At 69.8% G+C, this 26,262-nt stretch carries 28 protein-coding genes, 1 tRNA gene and 1 riboswitch; of the genes, 11 read left to right on the top strand and 18 right to left on the bottom strand.

Annotation, left to right across the window (positions count from 1 at the left end):
• Positions 1–22: 22 nt before the first annotated feature.
• Together ACIGXX_RS19070 and ACIGXX_RS19065 are read left to right on the top strand one after the other, a co-directional pair.
• Positions 23–1,126, top strand: coding sequence for a DNA cytosine methyltransferase (locus tag ACIGXX_RS19070; protein WP_361470808.1), 1,104 nt, complete (start codon positions 23–25; stop codon positions 1,124–1,126).
• Positions 1,127–1,178: 52 nt separating this feature from the next.
• Entirely contained in the window at positions 1,179–1,661 is a 483-nt protein-coding gene (locus ACIGXX_RS19065) for a very short patch repair endonuclease (RefSeq protein WP_399977035.1), read from the top strand.
• 33 nt (positions 1,662–1,694) lie between these two features.
• Here ACIGXX_RS19065 and ACIGXX_RS19060 read toward each other — a convergent pair whose 3' ends face one another.
• The gene (locus tag ACIGXX_RS19060; protein ID WP_361470851.1) at positions 1,695–2,327 is read right to left on the bottom strand and encodes an ATP-binding protein; all 633 of its coding nucleotides are present in this window, start codon (positions 2,325–2,327) and stop codon (positions 1,695–1,697) included.
• A gap of 226 nt (positions 2,328–2,553) precedes the next feature.
• On the opposite strand from ACIGXX_RS19060, the gene ACIGXX_RS19055 reads away from it, so the two are divergent.
• Both ACIGXX_RS19055 and ACIGXX_RS19050 read left to right on the top strand, forming a co-directional pair.
• Complete coding sequence (locus tag ACIGXX_RS19055) at positions 2,554–3,402, top strand: helix-turn-helix domain-containing protein (protein ID WP_399977032.1); 849 nt, start codon at positions 2,554–2,556, stop codon at positions 3,400–3,402.
• The gene (locus ACIGXX_RS19050) at positions 3,399–3,614 is read left to right on the top strand and encodes a DUF397 domain-containing protein (RefSeq protein WP_399977029.1); all 216 of its coding nucleotides are present in this window, start codon (positions 3,399–3,401) and stop codon (positions 3,612–3,614) included. Before ACIGXX_RS19055 ends, ACIGXX_RS19050 begins: the two co-directional genes overlap by 4 nt.
• Positions 3,615–3,621: 7 nt before the next feature.
• On the opposite strand, the gene ACIGXX_RS19045 is transcribed toward ACIGXX_RS19050, so the two are convergent.
• Positions 3,622–4,890, bottom strand: coding sequence for an FAD-dependent monooxygenase (locus ACIGXX_RS19045; RefSeq protein ID WP_351164747.1), 1,269 nt, complete (start codon positions 4,888–4,890; stop codon positions 3,622–3,624).
• 178 nt (positions 4,891–5,068) lie between these two features.
• Here ACIGXX_RS19045 and ACIGXX_RS19040 point away from each other — a divergent pair, with 178 nt between their 5' ends.
• Entirely contained in the window at positions 5,069–5,374 is a 306-nt protein-coding gene (locus ACIGXX_RS19040) for a hypothetical protein (RefSeq protein ID WP_351164748.1), read from the top strand.
• Between the two features lie 30 nt (positions 5,375–5,404).
• Here ACIGXX_RS19040 and ACIGXX_RS19035 read toward each other — a convergent pair whose 3' ends face one another.
• The 4 genes from ACIGXX_RS19035 to ACIGXX_RS19020 form a co-directional block, all read right to left on the bottom strand.
• Positions 5,405–5,920, bottom strand: coding sequence for a hypothetical protein (locus tag ACIGXX_RS19035; protein WP_399977025.1), 516 nt, complete (start codon positions 5,918–5,920; stop codon positions 5,405–5,407).
• A gap of 118 nt (positions 5,921–6,038) precedes the next feature.
• The gene (locus tag ACIGXX_RS19030) at positions 6,039–7,043 is read right to left on the bottom strand and encodes a GlxA family transcriptional regulator (protein WP_399977022.1); all 1,005 of its coding nucleotides are present in this window, start codon (positions 7,041–7,043) and stop codon (positions 6,039–6,041) included.
• A 36-nt stretch (positions 7,044–7,079) separates the two neighbouring features.
• Entirely contained in the window at positions 7,080–8,576 is a 1,497-nt protein-coding gene (locus ACIGXX_RS19025) for an MFS transporter (protein ID WP_351164753.1), read from the bottom strand.
• A gap of 215 nt (positions 8,577–8,791) precedes the next feature.
• Positions 8,792–10,180, bottom strand: coding sequence for a DUF445 domain-containing protein (locus ACIGXX_RS19020; protein ID WP_399977018.1), 1,389 nt, complete (start codon positions 10,178–10,180; stop codon positions 8,792–8,794).
• A gap of 223 nt (positions 10,181–10,403) precedes the next feature.
• Here ACIGXX_RS19020 and ACIGXX_RS19015 point away from each other — a divergent pair, with 223 nt between their 5' ends.
• Positions 10,404–11,726 carry an SGNH/GDSL hydrolase family protein gene (locus tag ACIGXX_RS19015; RefSeq protein WP_351164756.1) on the top strand — a complete coding sequence of 441 codons (1,323 nt, stop codon included), beginning with the start codon at positions 10,404–10,406 and terminating at the stop codon, positions 11,724–11,726.
• A gap of 23 nt (positions 11,727–11,749) precedes the next feature.
• Here ACIGXX_RS19015 and ACIGXX_RS19010 read toward each other — a convergent pair whose 3' ends face one another.
• The 4 genes from ACIGXX_RS19010 to ACIGXX_RS18995 are packed head-to-tail and all read right to left on the bottom strand — an operon-like array spanning position 11,750 to position 15,219.
• The gene (locus ACIGXX_RS19010; RefSeq protein WP_399977014.1) at positions 11,750–12,580 is read right to left on the bottom strand and encodes a DUF1707 domain-containing protein; all 831 of its coding nucleotides are present in this window, start codon (positions 12,578–12,580) and stop codon (positions 11,750–11,752) included.
• A 10-nt stretch (positions 12,581–12,590) separates the two neighbouring features.
• Positions 12,591–13,556: an ABC transporter ATP-binding protein gene (locus ACIGXX_RS19005; protein WP_366463795.1), complete on the bottom strand. Its 966-nt coding sequence runs from the start codon at positions 13,554–13,556 to the stop codon at positions 12,591–12,593.
• A gap of 6 nt (positions 13,557–13,562) precedes the next feature.
• Complete coding sequence (locus tag ACIGXX_RS19000) at positions 13,563–14,405, bottom strand: ABC transporter permease (protein ID WP_351164759.1); 843 nt, start codon at positions 14,403–14,405, stop codon at positions 13,563–13,565.
• On the bottom strand, positions 14,398–15,219 hold the full coding sequence (locus ACIGXX_RS18995) for an ABC-2 family transporter protein (protein ID WP_351164761.1): 822 nt from the start codon (positions 15,217–15,219) through the stop codon (positions 14,398–14,400). The genes ACIGXX_RS19000 and ACIGXX_RS18995 overlap by 8 nt, the downstream gene beginning before the upstream one ends.
• Before the next feature lie 185 nt (positions 15,220–15,404).
• Here ACIGXX_RS18995 and ACIGXX_RS18990 point away from each other — a divergent pair, with 185 nt between their 5' ends.
• The gene (locus tag ACIGXX_RS18990) at positions 15,405–17,948 is read left to right on the top strand and encodes a transglycosylase domain-containing protein (RefSeq protein WP_383822389.1); all 2,544 of its coding nucleotides are present in this window, start codon (positions 15,405–15,407) and stop codon (positions 17,946–17,948) included.
• A 22-nt stretch (positions 17,949–17,970) separates the two neighbouring features.
• Here ACIGXX_RS18990 and ACIGXX_RS18985 read toward each other — a convergent pair whose 3' ends face one another.
• From ACIGXX_RS18985 to ACIGXX_RS18975, 3 genes are all read right to left on the bottom strand, one after another.
• On the bottom strand, positions 17,971–18,291 hold the full coding sequence (locus ACIGXX_RS18985; protein WP_249589693.1) for a multidrug efflux SMR transporter: 321 nt from the start codon (positions 18,289–18,291) through the stop codon (positions 17,971–17,973).
• A gap of 49 nt (positions 18,292–18,340) precedes the next feature.
• Positions 18,341–18,410: riboswitch (guanidine-III (ykkC-III) riboswitch) on the bottom strand.
• 73 nt (positions 18,411–18,483) lie between these two features.
• Positions 18,484–18,840, bottom strand: a complete 357-nt coding sequence (locus tag ACIGXX_RS18980) for a co-chaperone GroES (protein WP_160505256.1) — start codon at positions 18,838–18,840, stop codon at positions 18,484–18,486.
• Between the two features lie 66 nt (positions 18,841–18,906).
• Complete coding sequence (locus ACIGXX_RS18975) at positions 18,907–19,236, bottom strand: DUF3618 domain-containing protein (protein ID WP_366463793.1); 330 nt, start codon at positions 19,234–19,236, stop codon at positions 18,907–18,909.
• A 156-nt stretch (positions 19,237–19,392) separates the two neighbouring features.
• Between ACIGXX_RS18975 and bcp the strand changes: the two genes are divergently transcribed.
• The 3 genes from bcp to ACIGXX_RS18960 all read left to right on the top strand — a co-directional run bounded on the left by bcp (position 19,393) and on the right by ACIGXX_RS18960 (position 21,620).
• On the top strand, positions 19,393–19,860 hold the full coding sequence (gene bcp / locus ACIGXX_RS18970; protein ID WP_351164763.1) for a thioredoxin-dependent thiol peroxidase: 468 nt from the start codon (positions 19,393–19,395) through the stop codon (positions 19,858–19,860).
• Positions 19,861–19,992: 132 nt separating this feature from the next.
• Complete coding sequence (proP, locus tag ACIGXX_RS18965; protein WP_366463792.1) at positions 19,993–21,489, top strand: glycine betaine/L-proline transporter ProP; 1,497 nt, start codon at positions 19,993–19,995, stop codon at positions 21,487–21,489.
• A gap of 47 nt (positions 21,490–21,536) precedes the next feature.
• Positions 21,537–21,620, top strand: a tRNA-Leu gene (locus tag ACIGXX_RS18960).
• A gap of 102 nt (positions 21,621–21,722) precedes the next feature.
• Here ACIGXX_RS18960 and rdgB read toward each other — a convergent pair.
• The 5 genes from rdgB to ACIGXX_RS18935 form a co-directional block, all read right to left on the bottom strand.
• Positions 21,723–22,334 carry an RdgB/HAM1 family non-canonical purine NTP pyrophosphatase gene (gene rdgB / locus ACIGXX_RS18955; RefSeq protein WP_351164766.1) on the bottom strand — a complete coding sequence of 204 codons (612 nt, stop codon included), beginning with the start codon at positions 22,332–22,334 and terminating at the stop codon, positions 21,723–21,725.
• Positions 22,335–22,404: 70 nt separating this feature from the next.
• The gene (locus ACIGXX_RS18950; RefSeq protein WP_351164768.1) at positions 22,405–22,800 is read right to left on the bottom strand and encodes a hypothetical protein; all 396 of its coding nucleotides are present in this window, start codon (positions 22,798–22,800) and stop codon (positions 22,405–22,407) included.
• 165 nt (positions 22,801–22,965) lie between these two features.
• A complete protein-coding gene (locus ACIGXX_RS18945; RefSeq protein WP_361470785.1) occupies positions 22,966–23,352 on the bottom strand; it encodes a hypothetical protein in 387 nt (128 codons plus the stop codon).
• Between the two features lie 133 nt (positions 23,353–23,485).
• Positions 23,486–24,226, bottom strand: a complete 741-nt coding sequence (gene rph / locus ACIGXX_RS18940; RefSeq protein WP_351164771.1) for a ribonuclease PH — start codon at positions 24,224–24,226, stop codon at positions 23,486–23,488.
• Positions 24,227–24,337: 111 nt separating this feature from the next.
• The gene (locus ACIGXX_RS18935; RefSeq protein WP_351164772.1) at positions 24,338–24,571 is read right to left on the bottom strand and encodes a PTS glucose/sucrose transporter subunit IIB; all 234 of its coding nucleotides are present in this window, start codon (positions 24,569–24,571) and stop codon (positions 24,338–24,340) included.
• A gap of 223 nt (positions 24,572–24,794) precedes the next feature.
• Here ACIGXX_RS18935 and ACIGXX_RS18930 point away from each other — a divergent pair, with 223 nt between their 5' ends.
• A complete protein-coding gene (locus ACIGXX_RS18930; RefSeq protein ID WP_351164773.1) occupies positions 24,795–26,108 on the top strand; it encodes a PTS transporter subunit EIIC in 1,314 nt (437 codons plus the stop codon).
• Positions 26,109–26,262 lie beyond the last annotated feature (154 nt).

Below are 26,262 nucleotides of genomic sequence, written 5' to 3'. Positions count from 1 at the left end.
ATCACCTATAAACTCGCTCACCATGACCGTCGCTCTGCCTCACCAGCTCTCACCTGTGGGTTTCCACATCGTGGACCTTTTCGCCGGCCCCGGCGGGCTGGACATGGCCGCAACGGTTCTGGGTGTCCCCTCACTGGGGATCGAATGGGACGCGAATGCCGTGACGACACGTGACGCCGCCGGTCTCCGATCGATCCACGGCGACGTGCGCAGCTACGGTCCGGAGGACTTCCCCGAAGCGAATGTCCTCGCCGGTGGCCCGCCCTGCCAGAGCTTCACCGTCGCCGGCACCGGGGCCGGGCGCCGCGCCCTGGACGACGTGCTGAAATACGTCCAGCGCCTCGTCGACCGCGACGCACGCGCCAACATCGATGCCGACCTCGCCGACATGGACGACAAGCGCACAGGACTTGTCCTGGAGCCCTTGCGCTGGGCGCTGGGCGCCATCGACAACGACGGGCTCCGTCCATACGACGCCATCGTCCTGGAGCAGGTGCCCGCAGCCCTCCCCGTCTGGGAGGCGTACGGAGCGGCCCTCGCCGAGGAGGGCTACTCGGTGGCCCACGGCATCCTGCACACCGAGGAATTCGGCGTCCCGCAGACCCGCCGCCGCGCGATCCTCGTCGCCCGACGTGACGGACACACGGCGGCCCTCCCCACCCCAACACATCAGCGCTACCGCAAGGGCGCCCCAAGGCCGGCGGGCGATCTCGTGCTGCAGAGTTGGGTGGCCATGGAAGACGTGCTGACCGAGCGCACCGAACCCTTCCGGGTCGTCTCCAACTACGGCACTGGTGGCGACCCAAAGCTCCGTGGCAGGCGCCGTTCCTGCGAACCCGCTGCCACTGTGACGGGCAAAGTCTCCCGAAACCGCATCGTCACCGACGACATGACGGAGGATGACCTCCCCCGGCTGAGCACGAGCGAAGCGGGTCAGCTCCAGACTTTCCCGAAGCGGTTCCCCTGGTCCGGCGGCGACATCTCCCAACAGATCGGCAACGCCGTTCCGCCCCGCCTCGGCATCCACGTCCTCAGCGCCGCGCTCGGCCTGGCGCCCCCGGGTGAGGACGTGTGGCGCGCACTCGCCGACTGGTCCCCGCGGGTCCGCGAAGACGCCTCACACTGAGATCGTGCCCGCTTCACGCCCGATCCCCTCGTCCCACACCGTCTCAGCCCGCATGAGCAGACAGCCCTCTCGGGACACCAAACCGGAAGTGGCCGTCCGTCGCCTGCTCCACGCCGCCGGCCTCCGTTACCGGCTTCAGCGACGCGTCCCCGGAATGGCCCGCAACACGATCGACATCGCCTTCCCCGGACTCCGCATCGCCGTCTTCATCGACGGCTGCTTCTGGCACGGCTGCCCCGAGCACGCCACCTTTCCCAAGTCGAACCCCACGTTCTGGCGCGAAAAGATCAACAAGAACGCCATGCGCGACACCAGGACCACCGCCCACCTCGAATCTCTCGGCTGGACCGTCCTCCGCTTCTGGGAGCACGAGGCGCCGGAGCAGGTGGCCGTTCAGGTGGTCGCAGTGATCCGTTCGGAGAAACAGGTGGGGCACCCGACGCGCGGAAGCCAAGGAGCACATCCGGCGGCTCGCCCAAAGAGGGGCGCCAACTCCCCACCGGATCAGCCGGATCGGCGCCCCGAACAAACCTGAAGCGGGCTTCTACGACGGGACGCGCTCCCGGGCTCATCCACCTGCGCCCTCGGCCTCGAAGTGCGTCTGCGCCCGATCCAGCGCCTCGTCCGGATCGCAGCCGTGAGCCCGAAGCCAATGGAGGAGGTCCGCGATGACGTCGATCGCGGCCTCTTCCGCAACGGCGACGGCCAGGACCGGACAGGCCTTGCCCCTCCGCACCGTCTTCTCCCCATAGAGGCCGATCACAGCCTCGGCACGGTCGACTCGCAGGCCCCCCGTGTGCCCGGTCGGCGATCCGAGTCCTGTGGCCAATTCGCACCAGGTGACCTTGGAATCACCCCGCAGAATCACGCCCCACCGGTCGGTGACCCCCTCCAGCAGGGCCATCCCGCGCCCGCTTTCGGCCTCCGCCTCGGCCACGAGCAGTGTCGGAAGCGCGCGCACATCGGGGTCGCTGACCTCGATACGGACGAACGTGCCGTTCATGCTGATTCCGAGCGTCGTGGGCGTGTGCGAGCCGACATGCGTAATGACGTTGGCCACGAGCTCGCTCACGCACAACTGTGCCGCATCGACCAGTTCAGGAAGGCCCCACAGGTTCAGATGCAATCGCATGATGCGGCGCAGCGCCGCCACTTCCTCTGGTTCGGCGAGGAACGGGATCTCCCACGGCTTCCTCGTCATGCACTCATGAACGCTCACGCCTCCACCTCTCAGCCAGAAGCCCATGAGATCGACGAGGTCGGCAACTAGTTGTCACGACCCATGGACCCAACGTAGCGACGCATGTGAGCATGGCAGCGCGCATCCCGCCGTGCAATGTGCACGAAGGGATTCCCTCCATAGAGTGATTGGTCTTTCCAGGGGCTTCCGATGAGATGGAACCTCCGCTAGATGACAGGGAGTTGGAATGACCGGCTCGCCCACCGCTCGACGTCGCCGACTGGCTATCGAGCTCAAGAAGCTCCGCGAGGAGCACAACCTCACGTGCAACCAGTTGGGCAAGGAGCTCGACTGGAGCGGGTCCAAGGTCAACCGCATGGAGACGGGCACCGGGCGCGTCCAGCCGTCGGACGTCGAGGCGTTGTGCCGCTTGTACGGGACCAGCCCTGAACTGCGCGAGTTCCTCAAGGCCCTCGCCAAGGAGTCGAAGCTACGCGGCTGGTGGCATGCCCACGCGGCGGCGATCCCGTCCTGGTTCTCGGTCTACGTCGGGCTGGAACAGGAAGCGGCAAGCCTGCGCCAGTACCAGTGCGAGTTCACCCCGGGGCTGCTGCAGACGGCCGCGTACGCCACCGAACTGCACCGCGCCACAGGTCACATCAGTGAGGAGCAGTTGGAGCGGGCCATCCATGTGCGCATGGAACGGAAGCAGATCCTCACCCGCGAGAATCCCACGGAGCTCTGGGCAGTCATCCACGAGACGGTCCTGCGTCACGTCATCGGCGACCGCGACGTCATGAAGCAGCAGCTCGAACATATGCTGGCCATGGGGAAGTTGCCGAACGTGACCCTTCAAGTCCTGCCCTTCGACGCGGGTACATACCCCGCGACCGGCGCGTACACCATCCTCGGTTTCCCCGAGCGGGGCGACCCGGACGTGGTGTACCGGGATGGGATCACTGATGCGGTCTACCTGGAAACTCCCTCGGATGTGGACCAGTACACGAAGGCCTTCGACACCCTTCGGGCCTCTGCTTCAAGCCCGGCCCGCTCCGCCTTGTTGATTGAGAAGGTGCTTGAGGAGTACTCCAGATGACCCCAGCCACAGGATCCAGCGGCCCTTTGACCTCGCAGTGGCGCAAGAGCAGCCACAGCAACGGCTCCGGAGGCGAATGCGTGGAGGTGGCCGCTGTTGAGCAGGCAGTCCTCGTTCGTGATTCGAAGCGCCCTGACGCCTCCCGGGTCACCGTCCAGCCGTCCACCTGGAGCGAGTTCCTCACCGCCTTGCAACAAGTCCCCCCACTCTGAGGCCCGCCTACCCCACCCGCTCATCCCAATCAATCCGATGCTCGAACTGCCAAGCCCCCCAAACCGCTCCCCCAGCCCCGCCCACCTTCGTAGCCACCGGCAGCAACGCGTCCCGTAGGGCGCGGCTCAGTGGCCCCGCCGGCTTCGGCGTTGCCGTGCGGGCCGCTGCTGATGTGGCCGTTGCCGTGGCCGTTGTGTGTTTCAGGATGCGGTCCACCCTGGGGCGGCGTAGGGACTCGTAGGCCTTGAATGCCTTGCCTACCGGCAAGTCGCGTAGGCAGCGGGCCAGTTCTACCGCGCTTTCCGTGGCCAGGGACGCCCCCTGGCCCGAGGTGGGGGACGTCGCGTGGGCAGCGTCTCCGATCAGGATCATGCGGCCTCGGCTCCAGGTCTCGACCGGAGGCATCGTTTCTGTGGGGCCCGGGATCAGCAGGTCCTCCGGGGGCGTCTCCGCCAAGAGTTCCGGGGCCGGGGTGCGGTCGTCCGTGAAGGCCTCGGCCAGGCGCTTCAGCCACTCCCCCGCGCCCACCGCCTGCGCCTCCGCCGCCGTCATCGGCTCGCGGTGCGGCAGGTTCGCCGACCAGGCCGCCGTCGCGTCGTCGAAAATCTGGTAGGCGAAGTACGCCCGCTTGCCGTAGCACATGTACAACACCCCCTCCGTGGAGGGGAGTTCCGTCTTCGGGACGCGGGCCGTGAACGTCAGCGTTCCCGCGTAGTGCGGCTTCGGCGCCGTCGGGTCGATCAGGCGGCGCACCGTCGAGCGCAGGCCGTCCGCGCCGATCAGGATGTCCGCCCTCTCCTGCGAGCCGTCCGAGAAGCGGGCCGTAACGCCCGTGCCCGTGTCCGTCGCGTCCAAGAGGCGCTTGCCCCGGTGGACGGGGATCGACCTGCCCTCCGCCTCCGCCGCGATCGCCTCGTGCAGTTCCGTGCGCCAGACGAAGCGCGTGGTGGGGAGGTCAGCGGGCGCGGTCAGTTGGGCCAGGTGTCTGCCCGTCCAGCTGCGCAGGCCAAGCGCCGTCACCGGCGTGCCGATCGCGCTCACCGTCTCCGCCGCGTCGATCGCCTCCAGCGCCTGCTGGCCGTTGGGCGCGATCGTCATGCCGCCGCCGAAGCGAGAGCCCCCGGCCCCGCTCCTCGGCCCGGAGCCGTCATACGCCTCGTACACCCTCGCCTCGATGCCCGCCTTGCGCAGGGCCATCGCCGCCACCAGGCCCGCGATGCCACCCCCGATGACCAGGGCGGTTCGGACTGTGGGGGCAGTGGTTCGCGCGGTCATCTCTACTATCGGTCCCTCGTCGGTGCGCCATCGATCGCGCCGCTCGGCCGCAGCGCGCACCCGCACCAACCTACGCGGCTCAGGCCCCCTCGCCGCAAGGCTTCCCGGCGGCGCGTTAGCCTCGGCCACAGTCATCCCGAGGGACGTATCGGCTGGAAGCCGTGGAAGCGAGGCAGGCGTGGCGAAGGTACCGGCATCAGCGGCAACGGCCGCCGGCGGGCTCGTCGGCGGGTTCGCCGTCGCTCGGTGGACCAAGAAGCGGCCCCTTGGCGGAGTCGTCCTCGCCGCCGCCGGGGTCGCCGCCGCGCGGCAGTGGCGTGCCGCGGCGGGCGGCAAGACCGCCGCCGCGCTCGGCGTCACCTACCTCGCCGCCTTCGCCGGGTCCCATCCCCTCGCCAAGAAGGTCGGCGCCTGGCCCGCCGTCTTCAGCGTCGCGGGCGGCGTGGGGCTTGCCTCCTGGGTGCTTGCCGACCGGAGGGGTTGATCCCCTTGATCTACTGCCGGATTCGGCAGCTCACGCCTCGCTGTCCCTGAACAAGCGCGCGAAACCCGCCACCGCCAGGACTCCCGCCCCCATCACGAGTACGAAGAACCCCCACGCCAGCGGCCACACCGCCGCGTCCGGCTCCGGGTGGCTGTCGAAGGAGACGTACATCAGCGTCGCCGGCGGGCCCGCCACAAGCAGCAGCGCCAGGACCAGCCGGTCGCGGAAGCCGAAGTAGGCCGCCAGGGACAGCATCGAGACGGCCAGGGCGGTGATGCCGAGCGCCGTCACCGGTGACGTCTCGTTGATCGCGCCGGGCGTCTCGGGGCGGTTGCGCAGGTCCCAGGGGAGACAGAGGAGGTACGCCGCTGCCGCTAGGCCCGCGCCGACGGCGCGCGTCGCCCAGCGCCGCAGCGGAGGGCTCTCGGGCAGGGGCTTCAGCAGGTTCCGCGCACGGATGGGGCTCAGTTCGTGGCGCTGGCTCATGCGCCTGCCTATGCGGCGCGGACTCATGCGCGGGCTCATGTTCATCGACTTTGCCGTCATGCGGACGAGCCTGCCGACCCGGCCGGGGGCGCGACAGAGTACGCGTACTCAGAACGGGACTCCTCACGCGCCGGAGGGCCCGCCGGTCGTGCAGCGCGAGACGCCGGCCCAGGGGCGGTCAGCCCCGCGTCCCCCTGAACGTCATCCGGTACGCCCCCGGCGACACCCCCAGCCCCGCCTGGAAGTGCTGCCTCAGCGAAGCGCCCGTGCCGAAGCCCGCCTCCGCCGCGATGCGGTCGACCGTGCGGTCCGTCTCCTCCAGGAGCTCGCGGGCCCGGTCCACGCGGCGCTGGGTCAGCCACTGCATCGGCGTCAAGCCCGTCTCGTCGCGGAAGCGGCGGCTGAAGGTCCGCACGCTCATGGCCTCCTGCTCGGCCATCCCGGCCAGCGTCAGGGGTTCCGACAGCCGCCCCTCGGCCCACTCCCTGGCCCGGCCCGTCGACGTCAGCCGCGGCTCCGCCACCGGGCGTCGGATGTACTGGGCCTGGCCTCCCTCGCGGTGCGGGGGTACGACGGTGCGGCGGGCCACGTCCGCCGCCACCGCCGCGCCCTGGTCGCGGCGGATCATGTGCAGGCAGAGGTCGATGCCCGCGGCCTCGCCCGCCGAGGTGAGGACCGCGCCCTCGTCCACGTACAGGACGTCCGGGTCGACCGTCACGCTCGGGAACGTGCGGGCGAAGAGGTCCGCCGAGAGCCAGTGCGTCGTCGCCCTGCGGCCGTCCAGGAGGCCCGCTGCCGCCAGGACGAAGGCGCCGGTGCAGATGGAGGCGGTACGGGCGCCGGTGGCGGACCCGAGCGCCTCCGCGAGGGCGGGAGACAGCTCGCCCGGCCTCAGCGACTCGTCCTCCTCGTGCGAGGCCGGGATGATCACCGTGTCCGCGGCGGCCACCGCCTCGGGGCCGTGCTCGGCGTGGACCGGGAAGTCCGCGTCCGTGCGGATTCTGCCGGGGGTCAGGGCGCAGGTCGTCACCTCGTAGAGGCGCGTGCCCTGCGGGGAGCGTGCGTTGCCGAACAGCTGGTGGACCAGGCCCAGTTCCATGGGCAGGACCCCGTCCCTGACGAGGACCGCCACCCGGTGCGCGCTCTCCGCTCCCTGTACTGCCCCTGCTCCCTCTCCGCTCATGCCGGGATCTTCCCATCCGGTCCGGGCCCCGGAGGGCTACCCCGCCTTCGCCTCCGACAGCGGACTCGCGATGTCCTCCAGGGACCGCTGCTCCGCCTTCACCGCGAACACCGCCGCGACCAGCCCCGCCGCGCACATCAGGCCCGCCCCGATCTGGAAGGCGAGCACCGTGTCGCCGACGACGCCCGACTCGGTCAGCTTGGCGAAGATCAGCGGGCCGCTGATGCCGCCGGCCGCCGTGCCGATGGCGTAGAAGAAGGCGATGGCCATGGCGCGGGTCTCCATGGGGAAGATCTCGGAGACCGTGAGGTACGCGCTGCTCGCGCCCGCCGACGCGAAGAAGAGGACCACGCACCAGCAGGCCGTGAGTGTCGCCGCGTTCAGCGAGCCGCGGTCGAAGAGCCAGGCCGTGCCGAAGAGCAGGACGCCCGACACGATGTACGTCGACGAGATCATGATCCGGCGGCCCACCGTGTCGAAGAGCTTGCCGAGGAAGAGCGGGCCCAGGAAGTTGCCCGCCGCGATGACGGCGAAGTAGTAACCCGTGCTGCCCGAGGGGACGTCGAAGAACTTGGTGAGGATCGCGCCGAAGCCGAAGGTGATCGCGTTGTAGAGGAACGCCTGGCCGATGAAGAGGGAGAGGCCGAGCACCGCGCGCTTGGGATAGTCGCGGAAGACGGTCCTGGCGATCAGGCCGAAGCCGATGCTCTTGCGCTGGTGGATGGTGATCTCGCGCTCGGGCGGCGGCAGGCGTTCGCCCTTCTCCTCCTCGATCTCCCGCTCCACCGCCGTGACGAGGGCGTCCGCCTTCTCGCCGCGGCCGTGGATGAACTGCCAGCGCGGGCTCTCCGGCACATGGCGGCGTACGAGCAGGATCACCAGGCCCAGGACGACGCCGAGGGCGAAGGTGAGCCGCCAGCCGAGGTCCTTGGGGAAGATGCTGGTGTTCAGCATGACGACCGAGAGCAGCGAACCGCCGATCGCGCCAAGCCAGTAGCTGCCGTTGATGATCAGGTCCACGCGCCCGCGGTACTTGGACGGGATGAGTTCGTCGATGGCCGAGTTGATGGCCGCGTACTCGCCGCCGATGCCGAAGCCGGTGAGGAAGCGGAAGAGGAAGAACCACCAGGCGTCGAAGGAGAGCGCGGTGAGCGCGGTGGCGCCGAGGTACACCGCGAGGGTGACCATGAAGAGCTTCTTGCGGCCGTACTTGTCGGTGAGGCGGCCGAAGAAGAGGGCTCCCGCGCAGGCCCCCGCCACGTACAGGGCCGCCGCGGTGCCGGTCACCTGGGCGGAGCTGATGGCGAGGCCGCTGCCCTCCTCGGAGAGGCGGCTCGCGATGTTGCCGACGGTGGTGACTTCCAGGCCGTCCAGGATCCAGACCGTGCCGAGGCCGATGACGATCATCCAGTGCCAGCGGGACCAGGGCAGCCGGTCCAGTCGGGCGGGCACGGCCGTGGTGATGGTGCCTTCGTCGGACGGGGTGCTCTCCCGGTCCGGCGGCGGCGGGGCGGGCGTGGACGACGCGGTCATGGCGGGCGGCTCCTTCCGCTGCTCCCACGTCGCCGGCCTGCTGCTCCCGGGGCGGCTCCCTCCGGCGGCCCCAGGCTCCCTGGGCGGCTCCCGCGGCGGCCCCAGGCTCCCGCGGCCCGGACGACGGCTCTCCCGGCGTCAGGAGAGCTCCTCCAGAGTGCCCAGCAAAGGCGCCCTCACGCGCGCCGGAGCCGCGGGTGGTCCGCCCGACCGGCCTACGCCCCCAGCAGCCGCGACACCGTATAGATCGCGAGGCCCGCCAACGCCCCCACCACCGTGCCGTTGATCCGGATGAACTGGAGGTCGCGGCCGATGTGCGCCTCGATCTTCTTCGACGTGTGCTCGGCGTCCCAGCCCGCGACCGTGTCCGTGATCAGAGACGTGATCTCGTCGCGGTACGTCGTCACCACGTACACCGCGGCGCCCTCGACCCAGCCGTCCACCTTCTGCTGAAGCCGTCCGTCCGTGGCCATCCGCGCGCCCAGCGACAGCAGCGCGGCCCGCACCCGCAGGCGCAGCTCGCTGCGCTCGTCCTCGGCTGCGGCCACGATCATCTGGCGCACCGCCGACCAGGCCGACGCGATCAGGTCCTGCACCTCGCCGCGGCCGAGGACCTCCCGCTTGAGGCGCTCGACGCGCTCGCGGGTGTCCGAGTCGGACTGGAGGTCGACGGCGAAGTCGGCGAGGAAGCGGTCGACGGCGCCGCGAGCGGGGTGCTGGGGCATGTCCCGCATCTCGGTGAGGAAGCGGAGCAGTTCCTTGTAGACGCGCTCGCCGACCTTCTTGTCGACGAACCTGGGCGTCCAGCCGGGGGCGCCGCCCTGCACCGCGTCCATGACCGACTCGTCGTGCTCCACCAGCCAGTCGTGGGCGCGTACGCAGACCAGGTCGACGACCCGCTTGTGGCCGCCGTCCGCGACGACCTTCTCCAGCATCTTGCCGATGCCCGGCGCGATCTCCTGGGCGTCCGCGCGGCGCGTGATGGCCTCGCCGACGACCGCCTGGACGTCCGAGTCGCGCAGCACCGTCAAGGCGCCGCGCAGCGCCGTCGCCAGTTCGGCCGTCACCCGGTCGGCGTGTTCGGGGTCCGCCAGCCAGGTGCCCAGGCGGCTTCCGATGCCCACCGCGCGCAGTCTGCCTCGTACGACATCGGATGAGAGAAAGTTCTCACCCACGAAGTCGCCGAGGGAGGCGCCCAGTTGATCCTTCTTGTTCGGGATGATCGCCGTGTGCGGGATGGGCAGGCCAAGGGGGTGGCGGAAGAGCGCCGTCACCGCGAACCAGTCGGCGAGCGCGCCGACCATGCCGGCCTCGGCCGCCGCCGCGACATAGCCCGCCCAGGCGCCGGCGCCGGAGTTCTGGGCCCACTTGGCCAGTACGTACACGACCGCGACGAAGACGAGGAGGCCCGTCGCCGTGATCTTCATCCGGCGGACGCCGCGCCGTTTCTCCTCGTCGGCGGGGCTGTACGTGAAGCCGCCGCCCGGAGCGGGGCCACCGGGGCCGGACGGGGCGCCGCTTGGAGGGCGGGGCGCACGGGCATGCTGCCCGGCAGCACCCGCTTGAGCCGCGTCCTCCGGAATTGATCGATTCGTACGTTCCACTCACTCCACCTGGCCCGTTCGCGTGGTTAGCGGCGTCCTCATCCGTATTGTCCCCGTCTCTCTGCACCCCTTACTGACCGACTCCTGGAACGGACGACAAGTTCCCGGCGTCTGATGGGACGGAGGGGGGCAGTGTCGGCCGCCTCACGGCCCATGACGCATCATGGGGTGATCACATCGGAGCCTCGATCAGGCTCCCCCTGCTCGAGGAGACACAGCCCGCATGACCAAGCGTCACGGTTATGCCCTGCTTGCCGCGGTCCTCGCGGTGATAGTGGTGATTTCCGCCGCCATATACCTCGGTGTCACACGCACCGACGACGGATCTCAGGACACCATCAGTGCGGGGTCACGCAGCCCCCACAACTCCGCGGCACCGGCCTCCGCCGGAACGTGGGTGGGCTCCTGGGCCGCATCCCCCGCGGCCGCCGAACCAAACACGCACCGCAACGGCTTCGCGGGCCGCTCCATCCGCAATGTCGTGCACACCAGCGTGGGCGGCGACAGCGCCCGCATCACGCTGTCGAACCTGTACGGACAGCAGCCGCTGAGCATCACCCACGCCTCGATCGCCGTGGCCGTCGGGTCGAACAACCCGGCCGCGGCACCGGGCACCCTGCGCCGCCTGAACTTCAACGGCAACACGTCCGTGGTGATCCCCGCGGGCCAGCAGGTGATGAGCGACGCGGTGCGGCTGCGCGTGCCGCACGACGCGGACCTCCTGGTCTCGACGTTCTCGCCGACCCCTTCGGGCCCGGTCACCTTCCACCCGCACGCCCGCCAGGTCAGCTACGTGGCCGAGGGCGACCGCACGGAGGACCCGAACGGCGCCGCGTACACCCAGCAGAGCACCTCCTGGCGCTACCTCTCGGCCGTGGACGTCCTGAGCAACGAGTCGGACGGCACCGTCGTCGTCTTCGGTGACTCGCTCACCGACGGCATCTCCTCCACCATGGGCGCCAACGCCCGCTGGACCGACTCCCTCGCCGACCGCCTCCGCGACGAGTCGGGCGGCCCGCGCTACGGCGTCGTGAACGAGGGGATCAGCGGCAACCGCGTCCTCTCGGACGGCAACGGAACGCCCGCGGACAACCCCAGCGGCCTCTCCCGCTTCGACCGTGATGTGCTCGACCGCACGGGCATCAAGGCCGTCGTGATCGCGCTCGGCGTCAACGACATCCTGCGCAACCCGCACCAGAACGACCCCGACCGCATCGTCGAGGGCCTGCGGGAGCTGACGCGCCAGGCGCACGCACGCGGCCTGCGGGTCGTCGGCGCGACCCTGATGCCGTTCGGCGGCCACCGGGGGTACGAGCCGGGTCTGGAGAACGTGCGCCAGTCGGTGAACGAGCAGATCCGCGACGGCAAGGTCTTCGACGAGTTCGTCGACTTCGACCGGGCGCTGCGCGATCCCTACGACCCCCGCAAGCTGCGCGGCCAGTACGACTCGGGCGATCACCTGCACCCCAGCGACCTGGGCTACCGCAAGATGGCGGAGACGTTCAACCTGACGCACCTGCGGGGCACCGCGGCCGCCGAGCTGTAGTCTCCGCCGTTTCCCCGGCGGCGCTATTCACCGCTTCCGGCGCCGTAGTCCCCCGGCGCCGGGTGCGAGGAGTCGGACCTGCGGTGGTGCTCCCCGTGCCGCCGCCGGTGCCCCTCTCCCCGATCCCCGCGGCCCCCGCGGCCCCCGCGGCCCCCGCGCTCCAGCTGCGCCGCACGCCGCTCCTCGCGCCGCTCCAGCTTCTCGCGGCGGCGTTCCTCCTTGATCCGCAGGCGCTCCGCCCGCGGCAGCTTGCGGTCCACGCCGACGCCGCCCATCAGGGCGAAGCCCGTGACCACCACGCGCGGGGAGCCCGGGGTGCCCTCTCCCGAGGCCTTGTCCTCGAAGCCGCCCATGATGCCGAAGCCCTTGACCTGGACGTCCAGCTCCGGCGGCACGGTGACCTGCAGGCCGCCCATGATCGTGAAGCAGCGGATCTCCACGTCGCGCTCGGCGAACCGCGCCTCGCGCAGGTCGATCTCGCCGCCGCCCCACATCGCGAACGCGGTGAACCGAGAGCCGACCGTCCAGCCGCCCTTGCGCATGAACCCGCTCCAGAACGCGAAGCCCCCCGTGGAGGTGGGCTCGCCGCCCATGCGGGAGGGCCAGTCGATCTCGCCCTCCCTGGCCGATCCCGGCTTCACCATCGAGATCTTGGCGCCCGCCTCCGGCAGGTCCCGGGTGATCGGCTCCAGCTCGCCGTACGTACGTGCCTTGTACGTCGCGTCCAGACGCTCCTCGAACTCCTCCATGTCCAGGCGGCCCTCGGCCACGGCGTCACGGAGTCGTTCGGCGACGCGTTCGCGGTCGGCGTCGGCGGCCCGGAGGTCCGGGAGATGAGGCTGCTCTTCGGTCATGAGAAGCAGCCTACGAGGTCGCTTTCTCCGCGTACATCTTGGCGATGACCGCCTCGATGTCGGGCTCCCTGACCGAGAGGTCGACCATCGGATACCGGGCCGCGACCAGGGCGACAAGTGGAGCTGCCGACTCCGCGGCGGGGAAGGCGAGCCACTGCCGCGGGCCCTCCACCTTCACCACCCGAGCCGACTCCACCTCGATGGGCGGAAGTTCGCGTTCCAGGTCCACGACCAGGGTCCGCTCGCTCTCGCCCACCTCGTGCAGCCCGGCGAGCGCGCCGTCGTACATCAGGCGGCCGTGGTCGATGACCATCACCCGCTTGCAGAGCTGCTCGATGTCGGTCAGGTCGTGCGTGGTGAGCAGGACCGTCGTACCCGCCTGCGCGTTCAAGTCCCGCAGGAACTCCCGCACTTTGGCCTTGCTGATCACATCGAGGCCGATCGTCGGCTCGTCCAGGTAGAGCACCTCGGGGTCGTGGAGCAGCGCCGCCGCGATGTCGCCGCGCATCCGCTGGCCGAGCGAGAGCTGACGCACGGGGACGTCCAACAGGGCGCCCAGTTCGAGGAGTTCGACACACCGGTCGAGGTTCTCCTTGAAGCGGGCGTCGGGGATGCGGTACATGCGGTGCATCAGGCGGTAGGAGTCGATCAGCGGCAGGTCCCACCACAGGGTGGTGCGCTGCCCGAAGACCACGCCGATGCGCCGCGCCAGGCGGGTGCGCTCGCGGGAGGGGTCGATGCCCGCCACGCGCAGCCGGCCGCCGCTGGGCGTCAGGATGCCCGTCAGCATCTTGATCGTCGTCGACTTGCCCGCGCCGTTCGGCCCGATGTAGCCGACCATCTCGCCGCGCGGCACGCTGAAGGTGATGCCGTCGACGGCACGCACCTCGTGCTTCTCGCGCCGCAAGAAGCCGGTCTTTTTGCGTACGTCGAAGACCTTCTCGACGCCCTCCAGCTCAATGAGGTCTGTCTCCACGGCAGTTCAGCTCCCAGTGCTGCGGTACGAACGAAGGCCCGTGCGCCAGGCGAGGCCCGCGAGTGCGAGAAGGACGGCGGCCACCAGCGGCGGCGTGAACGCCACCCACGTCGGCAGGTCCAGCGGATAGGGCCGGCCGAGGACGTACAGCGCGGGAATCCAGTTCACGAAGGCCAGCGGCAGGATGAAGGTGGCGCCGCGCACCAGGTCCTTGGCGAAGACGGTCGGCGGGAACTGGAGCAGCGTGGTGCCGCCGTACGTGAAGGCGTTCTGCACCTCGGCCGCGTCCTGCGCCACGAACTGGAAGGCCGCGCCCGCCACGAACACGGCCGCGAAGATGCCCGCGCCGCACAGCAGCATCAGCGGGACCATCAGGGCCTTCAGCGGGGTCCAGCCGATGTCCAGGACCACGAGCGCGTACACGAGGACCAGGGCGCCTTGTAGCAGGCGCCCGATCCGGTGCAGCCCGAAGCGGTCGGCGGCGACCTGCGCGATCACCGGGGCGGGCCGCACCAGGAGCGTGTCGAGCGTGCCGTCGCGCACCCGCTTGCCGAGCCGGTCCATGGACCCCAGGGCGAGGTCGGCGATCCCGAACGAGGTGCAGGTGGCGCCGTAGAGGAAGGCGATCTCGGAGAGCGAGTAGCCGCCGAGCCGGTCCACCTGGGAGAACATCAGCAGGATCGCCGCGAAGTCGAAGGCGGTCACCGCGAAGTTGCCGAACGCGGTCATCACGAAGGACAGGCGGTAGGCCATCAGGGAGCGAATCCACATGCCGGAGATCAGCCGGTAGGCACGGAGCCCGTCCCGCACGTGCGTCAGGCGCTCTCGCGCCCGCTTGATGTCACCCACCCTGGACCACCACCCGTCGCGTGGCCACGGCCTGGAGCAGCCGTCCGGCCGTGAGCAGCGCCGCGGCCCAGCCGATCTGGAAGGCGTACGTCCCCAGCAGGTCCGCGCCCGTGTGCTTGCCGAGGAACACGTCGGCGGGCACCTGGAGCAGCGCCGACCAGGGCAGGGCGCGGGCGATCTCGCCCAGGGCGCCGGGGAAGACGTTCAGCGGGAGCAGCATTCCCGAGAAGAAGGTGCCCGCGAGCATCGCCACCTGCGTGGTGCCCGCGCCGTCCATCAGCCAGAACGCGGAGAGCGCCACCAGGAAGCGCAGCGCGAAGCTGACCAGGGCGCCGAGGAACACGGCGAGCAGGAACGCCAGCCAGCGCAGCGGTTCGGTGGGCAGGGCCAGATCGAAGACGAGGGCGCCCACCACCATCGGCACGACACCGCGCCCCAGCAGCTGGAACAGAGCCCGGCCCAGGTCGGTCGCCAGCCACCAGGCCTGCAGGTCGGCGGGCCGGTAGAGGTCGACGGCGATGTCCCCGGTGCGGATCCGCTCGATCAGCTCGCCCTCGAAGCCGCCGCCCATCAGCGCCATCACCGTGAGCAGCGCCTGCCCCAGCCAGACGAACGTCAGGGCCTGCGACTGGTCGTAGCCGCCGAGCCCCGGACGCTCGTCCCAGAGCGCGATGTAGGTGTACGCGAGGATCAGCCCGAAGACGGTGTTGGTGAACACCCCCGCCAGGGTGGCCGTCCGATAGGTCGCGTACCGCCGGAAGCCTCCTCGGGCGACGGCCGCGTACAAGCGGAACCGTCCTGTACGCACACGCATCCCCTTTAACGAGAGCCTTGCCCGGTCCGGGCCAAAGAGACGGAGCCTAGTGGCGTCGTCACCGCTCGTGCCAGGCATTTTCGGCGCGCGGCGCGTGCCTGGTAGGGAACGCAGGAAGCGACAGTGTGCAATGGGTCGTACGAGGCGTACGTGACGTACGACGCGAACCGGGAGTTCCACGAGACATGAGCAGCGACGAGCCGCAGCAGCCGGGCGCCGAAGAACCCAAGGGCTGGGCGCCCCGCGAACCCGTGGACCCCCCGGCCGACACCCCCGCGGACACTCCCGCGGCCACCGCGAACACCGCGGGCACCGCAGGGACGGGCGGCGCGGCCGACAGCCCCGCGGGTGCGGCGGCCGCGGACGCCACCGACGGCAAGAAGGGCAAGAAGAAGCGCCCCAAGCGCAAGGGCTGGCGGCGGATCTTCCCCACCTGGCGCATGGTGCTCGGCGGGTTCATCCTGCTGATCCTGCTCTGCGTCGGCGGCTTCGTCGCGGGCTACATGATCGTCGACATCCCGCCGGCCAACGCGGGCGCCATCGCCCAGAGCAACGTCTACCTCTACGCCGACGGCAGCCAACTGGCCCGCGACGGCGAGGTCAACCGCGAGAACGTACCGCTGAGCCAGATCCCCAAGGAGGTCCAGCACGCCGCGCTCGCGGCCGAGGACCGGGACTTCTACAGCGAGTCCGCGGTCGACCCCAAGGCGATGATCCGCGCCGCCTGGAACACCGTCACCGGCAAGGGCAAGCAGTCCGGTTCGACGATCACCCAGCAGTTCGTGAAGAACTACTACCTGGGCCAGGAGCAGACGGTCACCCGCAAGGCCAAGGAGTTCTTCATCTCCATCAAGCTGGACCGCGAGGTGAGCAAGGACGACATCCTCGCCGGGTATCTGAACACCAGCTACTTCGGGCGCAACGCGTACGGCGTGCAGGCCGCGGCCCAGGCCTACTTCGGCAAGGACGTCAAGAAGCTGAACACCGCGCAGGGCGCCTATCTGGCGACGCTGCTCAACTCCCCGAACGCGTACGACGTGGCGACGCACCCGGAGAACAAGCCGCGCGCCGTGGGCCGCTGGAACTACGTCCTGGACGGCATGGTCAAGGAGGGCTGGCTCAGCGCCGCCGAGCGGGCGAAGACCAAGTTCCCCGCGCCGAAGGAGGCCAAGGGCGCCTCCGGCCTCTCCGGGCAGCGCGGCTACCTCGTGCAGGCCGTCGAGGACTATCTGACGTCCAACGACATCGTCGAGGAGGACACCCTGGCCAAGGGCGGCTACCGCATCACCACCACCCTCCAGAAGGGCCGCCAGGACGCCTTCAAGAAGGCCGTCGACGACCAGGTGATGTCCCAGATCGACAAGAAGGCCCGCAAGGTCGACCGCAACGTGCGCGCGGGCGGCGCCTCGATCGACCCGGCCACCGGCAAGGTCGTCGCGATGTACGGCGGCATCGACTACACCAAGCAGTACGTCAACAACGCCACGCGCCGCGACTACCAAGTGGGCTCCACCTTCAAGCCGTTCGTCTTCACCTCGGCCGTGGAGAACGGCTCGGTCACCCAGGACGGCCGCGCGATCACCCCGAACACGATCTACGACGGCACCAACAAGCGCCCGGTGCAGGGCTGGGACGGCGGGACGTACGCCCCCGAGAACGAGGACGACGTCGACTACGGCAACATCACCGTCCGCACCGCCACCGACAAGTCCGTCAACTCCGTCTACGCGCAGATGGCCGTCGACGTCGGCTCGGACAAGGTCAAGGACACCGCGGTCGCCCTCGGCGTCCCGGAGAGCACCCCCGACCTGACCGCCTCCCCCTCCATCGCGCTCGGCCCGTCCACGGCCTCCGTCCTGGACATGACGGAGGCGTACGCGACGCTCGCCAACCACGGCAAGCACGGCACGTACACGATGGTCGAGAAGGTCACCAAGGACGGCCAGGTGATCGAACTGCCGGAGAAGAAGACCGCGCAGGCCGTCAGCCGCGAGGCCGCCGACACCACCACGTCCATCCTGCAGAGCGTCGTGGACGGCGGCACCGGCACCGCCGCGCAGGCCGCGGGCCGCCCGGCGGCCGGCAAGACCGGCACCGCCGAGGAGGACAAGGCGGCCTGGTTCGCGGGCTACACCCCCGAACTCGCCACGGTGGTCTCCGTGATGGGCCAGAACCCCGACACCGGCGCACACACCCCGCTGTACGGGGCGCTGGGCCAGCCCCGCATCAACGGCGGCGCCTACCCCGCCCAGATCTGGGCGCAGTTCACCCGGGAGGCCCTGGAGGGCGAGCCGGTGCGGGACTTCGACCTGGAGCTGGAGGAGGGCGCCGACGACGTGCCGGTGATCCCCGACCCGTCGGGCGTCGAGGAGGACCCGGCGACCGGCGGAGCGGCCACCGGGGGCGACGACACCACGCAGGGCCAGGACCAGGGCCAGACCCAAGGTCAGGACCAGGGCCAGACGCAGGGCCAGGACCAGGGGCAGACCCAGGGCCAGGACCAGGGCCAGACGCAGGGGCAGGACCAGGGGCAGACGCAGGGCCAGACGGACGGCGGTGCCACCGTGGACGGCGGAGCGGCCGACGGAGGCACCACCGCCGATCCGGGCGCCGCCCAGGGGCAGACCGACGGCGCCACCGCCGACGGCGGCACGGGCGAGGACGACGGGGCCCTGGGCGGCCTGACGGACAACTCGGCGGCCAGAAGGAAGGGCGACGGCGCCGAGTAGCGGGCGTACCGGCGCCCCCGGGCTAGTGCCCCGAGGTCGCCTTCAGGCCCACGACGGCGACCAGCAGCAGCACGACGAAGAAGATCCGGGCGGCGGTGGCGGGCTCACCGAGCACCATCATTCCGACCACCGCCGCGCCGGCCGCACCGATGCCGACCCAGACGCCGTACGCCGTGCCGATGGGCAGCGTCTTGGCGGCGTGCGAGAGCAGCAGCATGCTCGCGACGATCCCGAGGCCGGTGAACACGCTCGGCCACAGCCGGGTGAACCCCTCGGTGAACTTCATCCCGATCGACCAGCCCACTTCGAGCAGACCGGCGACGATCAACAGAACCCAGGCCATGACGGCACCTCCGACAACGTAGGAACGCGAGATCGCGTTTCTTGATGGGGGTGCGTCGTCTTTTCCAAAACCCGGTACGGCGCGTCTCGTCGGGGTCCTTAAAAGGTAGCAAAGAACGCGCAAAAGGGGCTGGTGACGATGGTCACCAGCCCCTTCGCACGCTGGAGGGCCGCTCCAGCTCGCTACGGATCGCTACAGATACAGTCCGGTCGAGTCCTCGGAGCCCTCGAACCGGTCGGCGGCCACGGCGTGCAGGTCGCGCTCGCGCATCAGCACGTACGCCACGCCCCGCACCTCCACCTCGGCCCGGTCCTCGGGGTCGTACAGCACCCGGTCGCCCGGCTCCACCGCCCGCACGTTCTGCCCGACGGCGACGACCTCGGCCCAGGCCAGACGCCTGCCGACGGCGGCGGTCGCGGGGATCAGGATGCCGCCGCCCGACTTGCGCTCGCCCTCGGCGGTGTCCTGCCGCACGAGCACACGGTCGTGCAGCATCCGGATGGGCAGCTTGTCGTCGTGGGGGCTGTGTCCCTGGCTTTTGGCGCTCACGCCCCGAACCTACCTGCCGACACCGCGCCCGGACGATGCCGGGTCGGCCCTTCGTACGCCGCCGCGTCAGTCCCTGCGGCGCCGCGTGCCCACCGCGAGCAGCCCCACGAGGCCCACGACCACCAGCGCCACCGGCACGATGCGCTCAAGGCGCGGCGCACCGTCCTCGTGCACCAGCTGGGCCCGCACGTCGGTCACCACGCGGTTCGCACCGACGTACGCCCGACCGAGGGAGTTGTCCACGGTGGCGACGACCTTGGCCTTCGCGTCACCGACGATCGTCTTCGGGTGGACCCGCACCCCGATCTCGTCGAGCGTCTCGGCGAGCGTCTCGCGACGGCGCTTGATGTCCGCCTCGATCTGCGCCGGGGTCCTGATATCCGACGTGTCCGACACCGCGCTGCCTCCGTGGTCGTGTCCGGCTGTCTGTTCCTTCTGTACGTGTCGCCGACAGTCTGTCAGCTCCAGGCGCGCCGCACCCCACGGCACCCCTATTACGCTCGACTCCGTCACCACACGTTTTACGAGCATCCTGTGCGAGGAGACCGAAAGATGAGCGAGCGACTCACCCCCGGCGACACGGCTCCGGCCTTCACCCTGCCGGACGCGGACGGCAACGAGGTCTCCCTGGCCGCCCACAAGGGCCGCAAGGTCATCGTCTACTTCTACCCGGCCGCCCTCACCCCCGGCTGCACCAAGCAGGCCTGCGACTTCACCGACAACCTCGACGTCCTGGCGAGCGCGGGCTACGACGTCATCGGCGTGTCGCCCGACAAGCCGGAGAAGCTCGCGAAGTTCCGCGAGCAGGAGAACCTCAAGGTCACGCTGGTCGGCGACCCCTCCAAGGAGACCCTGGAGGCGTACGGCGCCTTCGGCGAGAAGAAGCTGTACGGCAAGACCGTGACCGGCGTCATCCGCTCCACGATCGTGGTCGACGAGGCGGGCAAGGTCGAGCACGCCTTCTACAACGTGAAGGCGACCGGCCACGTAGCCAAGATCATCAAGGACCTGGGGATCTGACCGCCCCTCCCCCGTTCAGCCGTTCCCCCGGCAACTGTGACGAAGGCCCCCTTCCCGGGGGCCTTCGTTTGCGTCGGCCATGTTCGAGCAAGTGATGCCAGGAGGATTGTTCGCAGAACGGAAGGACTACCCATGGCGGCCCACGACGAGGCAGAGGCCGATACCGAGGCGGTGAAGCGCCACCACCGGCTCTTCCGGGCCGGCAAACGGCGCTCGAATCCACCGCTGCGCCGCACGGACATCACGGTCACGGACGATGCGGCGGTCAAGCGGGCGGTCAAAGCCGCGTCCCTCGGCAATGCCATGGAATGGTTCGACTTCGGCATCTACAGCTACCTGGCCGTCACCATCGGCCACGTCTTCTTCCCTTCCGGGAACGACACGGTCCAGCTGATCTCGTCCTTCGCGACCTTCGCCGTCTCCTTCCTGGTGCGCCCCATCGGCGGCATGGTCTTCGGGCCGATGGGCGACAAGATCGGCCGCAAGAAGGTCCTCGCGCTCACGATGATCATGATGGCCATCGGCACCCTCGCCATCGGCCTGATCCCGTCGTACGCCACGATCGGCTTCTGGGCCCCGGTCCTGCTGATCTTCTTCCGCCTGGTCCAGGGCTTCTCCACCGGCGGTGAGTACGGCGGCGCGTCGACCTTCATCGCCGAGTACGCCCCCGACAAGCGCCGCGGCTACTTCGGCAGCTTCCTGGAGCTCGGCACCCTGGCCGGCTACACGGGCGCGGCGGGCCTGGTGCTGATCCTCAACACGGCCCTCGGCTCGGACGCCATGGAGTCGTGGGGCTGGCGCCTGCCGTTCCTCGTCGCGGGCCCGCTCGGCCTCGTCGGCCTCTACCTGCGGCTGCGGCTCGACGAGACGCCCGCGTTCCAGAAGATGGAGGACGCCACCTTCCACTCGGCGTCAGAGGGCGCGTCCACCGTGGAGACCACGGCCAAGGGCGATCTCGCGAAGATCTTCCGCAACCACTGGGCCACGCTGATCCTCTGCATCGCCCTGGTCGGCGCGTACAACGTCACCGACTACATGCTCCTGTCCTACATGCCGACGTACCTCTCGGACGAGCTCGGCTACGACGACTCGCACGGCCTGCTGATCCTCATCGGCACGATGATCGTCCTGATGCTGATCATCAGTCAGGTGGGCAAGCTGTCCGACCGCTTCGGCCGCAAGCCGCTCCTGATGACGGGCATGGTCGGCTTCCTGGTCCTGTCCATCCCGTCGTTCCTCCTGATCAAACAGGGCAGCCTGCTCGGGGTCTCCGCGGGCATGCTCCTCCTTGGCCTCTCCCTGGTCTGCCTCCTGGGCACCATGTCGGCGACGCTCCCGGCCCTGTTCCCGACCTCGGTCCGCTACGGCTCCCTGTCGGTCGGCTACAACATCTCCGCGTCCCTCTTCGGCGGCACGGCCCCCTTGGTCATCACCTCCCTGATCAGCATCACGGGGACGGACATGATCCCGGCGTACTACTCGATGGCGGCGGCGCTGGTGGGCGTCATCGCGGTGGCCTGCATGAAGGAAACGGCCCAGAAGCCCCTGGCGGGCTCGCCCCCGTCGGTGGAGACGAAGGAGGAGGCGGCGGAGATGGTGGAAGCGGCGGCTCCGACTCCACGCTTCTGACGCCGGGTCCACCGCGCGGGCGTGGCCCATTACGATGGGCCACGCACGCGGCCGTGGTGGAACTGGCAGTCACGCTGGGTTTAGGTCCCAGTGGGGTAACTCCCGTGAGGGTTCGAGTCCCTCCGGCCGCACGACCTGACGAAGGGCGCCCGTCTCGACGACGGGCGCCCTTCGTATGTGCTGTGCCGTGCTGTGTCGTGCCGTGCGGTCGTGCGGTGTCGTGCGGTGGGCCCTCAGCGCCGGCCGAGCAGCTCCCGTACCACCGGCACCAGCGCCCGGAACGCCTTGCCGCGGTGGCTGATCGCGTTCTTTTCCGCCGCGGACAGCTCCGCGCACGTGCGCGTCTCGCCCTCCGGCTGGAGGATCGGGTCGTAGCCGAAGCCTCCTGTGCCCGCCGGGGTGTGGCGCAGTACGCCCCTCAGCTGTCCCTCCACCACCCTCTCCGTGCCGTCCGGCAGCGCCAGGGCCGCGGCGCAGGCGAAGTGGGCGCCTCGGTGGGTGTCGGCGTCGATGTCGCCGAGCTGGGCGAGGAGCAGGTTCAGGTTCGCGGTGTCGTCGCCGTGGCGGCCTGCCCAGCGGGCGGAGAAGATGCCGGGGGCGCCGCCGAGGACGTCGACGCAGAGGCCGGAGTCGTCGGCGACCGCGGGGAGGCCGGTGGCCTTGGCCAGGGCGTGGGCCTTGAGGAGGGCGTTCTCGGCGAAGGTGACGCCGGTTTCCCTGACGTCGGGGATCTCGGGGTAGGCGTCCGCGCCGACGAGGTCATGGGTGAGGCCTGCGTCGGCGAGGATCGCCTTGAGTTCCGTGATCTTGCCGGCGTTGCGGGTGGCGAGGATGAGGCGGGTCATGACGACCAGTATCCGGGCTGCCCGCGACGGCCGCGGCCCGCGGGCGCCATGGCCCGCGTGCCACCAAGCGCTACGGCGTGCAGACCTTCGTCAGTTCGCCTGCCGCGTCCGTGATCGGGCTGAGGTCGGGCGTCGCGTCGCCCTTCTCGACCGACGCGCGGACGTTGGAGACCGCCTTGTCGAGGTCGTCGACCGCCTTGTTCACGTCGGCGTTGTCGGTCTTGTCGCCGATCTCGTCGATGTTCTTGTCGATGTTGTCGAGTGCCTCGTCCGCCTGCGTGGGGTCGTCGCCCGCCTTCTCGACGGCCTGCTGGAGGTCGGTGACGCTGTCGGCGATGGCGTCCGCCGTCTGGACGCAGTCGAGCGCCTTGTTGACGGCGTCGCAGCCGACGAGGCCGATGCCCGCCGGTACGGCGATCAGAACGGCGGTGACTGCGGTGGCGATACGGCGGTGGCGCGCGGCCATGGTTCGGTCCCTCCCCAGGGGGTACGGACGGGCGCACGGCTTGGCCCGCGCGCCCGTACTCGTTAGAACGCCCCTAAGGGGCCTGACGGTTGCTTGTTGTGCGGCTCGGCTTGGCTCGGTCGAGGCGGGACGGGCTCCACCATCGGCCCGCGTACGCCGGTGTTCCTACGGGGTGCACGCTTTGGTGACCTTGCCGCCCGCGTCCAGGACGGGGCTGAGGTCGGGTGTCCTGTCACCGCCGTCGACCGCCGCCTCGACGTTGTCCACGGCTTCCTTCATCTTGTCGACGGCCTCGCGCACGTCCTCGTCGTCGTTCTTGTCGCGGATCTCGTCGAGGTCGGACTTGATGTTGTCGAAGGTCTTGTCGATGTTGCCCGGGTAGAGGGCCGCCTCCTGGGCGGCCTTGCGTATCGCGTCGGCACTGTCGGAGACCGCGGCGGCCGCTCGTACGCAGTCCACGGCGTCCTTTGGATCGCAGGCGGCGAGGCCGAGCGCTCCAGGGACGACGAGCAAGGTGATGGCGATGGCGGGACGACGGTGACGCGCGGCCATTTGGTGAAGCCCTCCCCGGCGAGCGGCCGGGCGCGCGGCTTGGCCCGCGCGCCCGTCGTACTCGATACAACGCTCCCAGGGTGGGCGACGGTTGACCGGCCGTCCGGCCAACTGGCGGCATGAACCGCGTAATTCAGCCGTTCTGGACCGTGGATTCCAAGGCTTGGCGCTGGAGGGCGGCGAGTTCCTCGCAGCCGCCGACCGCGAGGTCGAGCAGCGCGTTCAGTTCCTTGCGGTCGAAGGGCTCGGCCTCGGCGGTGCCCTGGACCTCGACGAAGCGGCCGTCGCCGGTGCAGACGACGTTCATGTCGGTGTCGGCCTTCACGTCCTCCTCGTAGCGCAGGTCGAGGAGCGGTACGCCGCCGACGATGCCGACGGAGACGGCGGAGACGGTGTCGGTGAGGGGCTTGCGGCCCGCCTTGACGAGCTTCTTGCCCTGGGCCCAGGCGACGGCGTCGGCCAACGCCACGTACGCGCCGGTGATCGCGGCCGTACGGGTGCCGCCGTCGGCCTGGAGGACGTCGCAGTCCAGGACGATGGTGTTCTCGCCGAGCGCCTTGTAGTCGATGACGGCGCGCAGGCTGCGGCCGATGAGGCGGGAGATCTCGTGCGTACGGCCGCCGATCTTGCCGCGGACGGATTCGCGGTCGCCGCGGGTGTTGGTGGAGCGCGGCAGCATCGAGTACTCGGCGGTGACCCAGCCTTCGCCGCTGCCCTTGCGCCAGCGCGGGACGCCTTCGGTGACGGAGGCGGTGCAGAAGACCTTGGTGTCGCCGAAGGAGATGAGGACGGAGCCCTCGGCGTGCTTGCTCCAGCCGCGCTCGATGGTGATCGGGCGGAGCTGTTCGGGGGTGCGGCCGTCGATTCGAGACATGACGCCGACCCTATCCGGTACGCGCGCAGGCCCCGTTCCGGTGACCGGAGCGGGGCCTGTACGTATGGCTGGGGGTTCGGGGCTAGGCCCCGGGTGCTGCGGTGCCGCTGCTCACATCATGTCTTCGATGTCGGCGGCGATCGGGTCGGCGTCGGTGCCGATGACGACCTGGATCGCGGTGCCCATCTTGACGACGCCGTGCGCGCCCGCGGCCTTCAGTGCGGCGTCGTCGACGAGGCTCGGGTCCTTGACCTCGGTGCGGAGGCGGGTGATGCAGCCCTCGACCTCTTCGATGTTCTCGATGCCGCCGAGCCCGGCGACGATCTTCTCAGCCTTGCTGGCCATGGTGTTCTCCCTGTTCTTAAAGGACGCGGCCTCACCACACCGTAGGCCCGCTTTGTCACGGTAGCGCACGGTTGGAGCATCTTCGCGGGCGGTTACGGCACTCGTACCCAATGATGACGATCAAGGTGCCATCCCTGTGGGGACGGCGCCGCACCCGTTCCGCAACTGGTCTACACCAGTTTTCAACGACCGCCAAACCTGGCTTGTTCCGGAGGGGACGCCGATGAGTTCCGAAGCAGCAGCGGTGCCGCAGAAGAAGTGGTGGAACGGGCTTTTCCAGGGCCTCCAGAAGATGGGCCGCAGCCTCCAGCTCCCCATCGCCGTGCTGCCGGCCGCCGGCATCCTCAACCGCCTGGGCCAGCCGGACGTCTTCGGCGCCGACGGCCTCGGCTGGGACAACGTCGCCAAGGTCTTCGCTGCGGCGGGCGGTTCGCTCCTGGACTCCACCCTCGGCCTTCCCCTGCTGTTCTGCATCGGCGTCGCGATCGGCATGGCCAAGAAGTCGGACGGCTCCACGGCGCTCGCGGCGGTCGCGGGGTTCCTCGTCTACTACGCGGTGCTTCGCGCCTTCCCCGACGACTGCCCCGCGGACACCACCTTCGGGGCCGCGGGCATGTGGAGCGGGGTCTGCATCGCGCAGGACGGAACACCCGCGCAGGCCGCGTACCAGAACCCAGGGGTCTTCGGCGGCATCGTGATGGGCCTGCTCGCCGCGTGGTTCTGGCAGCGCTACCACCGCGTGAAGCTGGTCGACTGGCTCGGCTTCTTCAACGGCCGCCGCCTGGTGCCGATCATCATGGCCTTCGTCGGCCTGGTCTTCGCGGGCCTGTGCGTGTGGATCTGGCCGCCCATCGGTGACGGCCTGACCAGCTTCTCCAAGTGGCTCGTGGACCTCGGCTGGCTGGGCTCCGGAATCTTCGGCGTGGCCAACCGCGCGCTGCTCACGATCGGCCTGCACCAGTTCCTGAACACGTTCGTCTGGTTCCAGTTCGGCGACTTCACCAAGCCGGACGGCACGATCGTCCACGGTGACATCAACCGCTTCCTCGCGGGCGACCCGACGGCCGGCCAGTTCACCTCGGGCTTCTTCCCGATCATGATGTTCGCGCTGCCCGCGGCGGCCCTGGCGATCACCCACGCGGCACGGCCCGAGCGCCGCAAGGTGGTCGGCGGCATGATGCTCTCGGTCGGCCTGACGTCGTTCGTCACCGGCATCACCGAGCCGATCGAGTACTCGTTCCTGTTCATCGCGCCCCTGCTGTACGCGATCCACGCGGTCCTCACCGGTGTCTCCATGGCGGTCACCTGGGGCCTGGGGGTCAAGGACGGCTTCAGCTTCTCGGCGGGCCTGATCGACTACGTCATCAACTGGAGCCTGGCGACCAAACCCTGGCTGATCATCCCGATCGGGTTGGTCTTCGCGGTGGTGTACTACGCCCTGTTCAGCTTCGTGATCCGCAAGTTCGACCTGCCGACGCCGGGTCGCGAACCGGAAGAGGAAGCGGAAGCGCTGGACGCGGAGCAGACGAAGGCTTAGCGCCAGCAGGGGCGGAGCCCGCGCCCCCGTACGCGGTCACATGCGGAAGGCCCTCGGACCTCTGGTCCGGGGGTCTTTTGCCGTTCATTTCGCGTTATGGCCGACCCCACAGAACTCGTGGGTTCCTTACGTCACCTTCACCGTGCTACAACAG

This window comes from Streptomyces sp. NPDC055243, assembly GCF_044544025.1.
Taxonomy (GTDB): Bacteria; Actinomycetota; Actinomycetes; order Streptomycetales; family Streptomycetaceae; genus Streptomyces.
Note: the sequence above shows the minus strand (reverse complement) of the source record. Positions and strands in the feature narration are given on the sequence as shown.

Bases quoted from the DNA above. Each gene is read 5' to 3' on its own strand.
- ACIGXX_RS19030 (WP_399977022.1), bottom strand. From the start codon at position 7,043: ATGAGCGGAGAGGGAGCAGGGGCAGTACAGGGAGCGGAGAGCGCGCAC.
- ACIGXX_RS19010 (WP_399977014.1), bottom strand. From the start codon at position 12,580: ATGACCGAAGAGCAGCCTCATCTCCCGGACCTCCGGGCCGCCGACGCC.
- ACIGXX_RS18950 (WP_351164768.1), bottom strand. From the start codon at position 22,800: ATGGCCGCGCGCCACCGCCGTATCGCCACCGCAGTCACCGCCGTTCTG.
- ACIGXX_RS19025 (WP_351164753.1), bottom strand. From the start codon at position 8,576: ATGACCGCGTCGTCCACGCCCGCCCCGCCGCCGCCGGACCGGGAGAGC.
- ACIGXX_RS18995 (WP_351164761.1), bottom strand. From the start codon at position 15,219: ATGCGTGTGCGTACAGGACGGTTCCGCTTGTACGCGGCCGTCGCCCGA.
- ACIGXX_RS18990 (WP_383822389.1), top strand. From the start codon at position 15,405: ATGAGCAGCGACGAGCCGCAGCAGCCGGGCGCCGAAGAACCCAAGGGC.
- ACIGXX_RS18985 (WP_249589693.1), bottom strand. From the start codon at position 18,291: ATGGCCTGGGTTCTGTTGATCGTCGCCGGTCTGCTCGAAGTGGGCTGG.
- ACIGXX_RS19060 (WP_361470851.1), bottom strand. From the start codon at position 2,327: ATGACGAGGAAGCCGTGGGAGATCCCGTTCCTCGCCGAACCAGAGGAA.
- rph (WP_351164771.1), bottom strand. From the start codon at position 24,226: ATGTCTCGAATCGACGGCCGCACCCCCGAACAGCTCCGCCCGATCACC.
- ACIGXX_RS19070 (WP_361470808.1), top strand. From the start codon at position 23: ATGACCGTCGCTCTGCCTCACCAGCTCTCACCTGTGGGTTTCCACATC.
- bcp (WP_351164763.1), top strand. From the start codon at position 19,393: ATGAGCGAGCGACTCACCCCCGGCGACACGGCTCCGGCCTTCACCCTG.
- ACIGXX_RS19050 (WP_399977029.1), top strand. From the start codon at position 3,399: ATGACCCCAGCCACAGGATCCAGCGGCCCTTTGACCTCGCAGTGGCGC.
- proP (WP_366463792.1), top strand. From the start codon at position 19,993: ATGGCGGCCCACGACGAGGCAGAGGCCGATACCGAGGCGGTGAAGCGC.
- ACIGXX_RS19045 (WP_351164747.1), bottom strand. From the start codon at position 4,890: ATGACCGCGCGAACCACTGCCCCCACAGTCCGAACCGCCCTGGTCATC.
- ACIGXX_RS19065 (WP_399977035.1), top strand. From the start codon at position 1,179: ATGAGCAGACAGCCCTCTCGGGACACCAAACCGGAAGTGGCCGTCCGT.
- ACIGXX_RS18945 (WP_361470785.1), bottom strand. From the start codon at position 23,352: ATGGCCGCGCGTCACCGTCGTCCCGCCATCGCCATCACCTTGCTCGTC.
- ACIGXX_RS19015 (WP_351164756.1), top strand. From the start codon at position 10,404: ATGACCAAGCGTCACGGTTATGCCCTGCTTGCCGCGGTCCTCGCGGTG.
- rdgB (WP_351164766.1), bottom strand. From the start codon at position 22,334: ATGACCCGCCTCATCCTCGCCACCCGCAACGCCGGCAAGATCACGGAA.
- ACIGXX_RS19055 (WP_399977032.1), top strand. From the start codon at position 2,554: ATGACCGGCTCGCCCACCGCTCGACGTCGCCGACTGGCTATCGAGCTC.
- ACIGXX_RS19035 (WP_399977025.1), bottom strand. From the start codon at position 5,920: ATGACGGCAAAGTCGATGAACATGAGCCCGCGCATGAGTCCGCGCCGC.
- ACIGXX_RS18930 (WP_351164773.1), top strand. From the start codon at position 24,795: ATGAGTTCCGAAGCAGCAGCGGTGCCGCAGAAGAAGTGGTGGAACGGG.
- ACIGXX_RS18935 (WP_351164772.1), bottom strand. From the start codon at position 24,571: ATGGCCAGCAAGGCTGAGAAGATCGTCGCCGGGCTCGGCGGCATCGAG.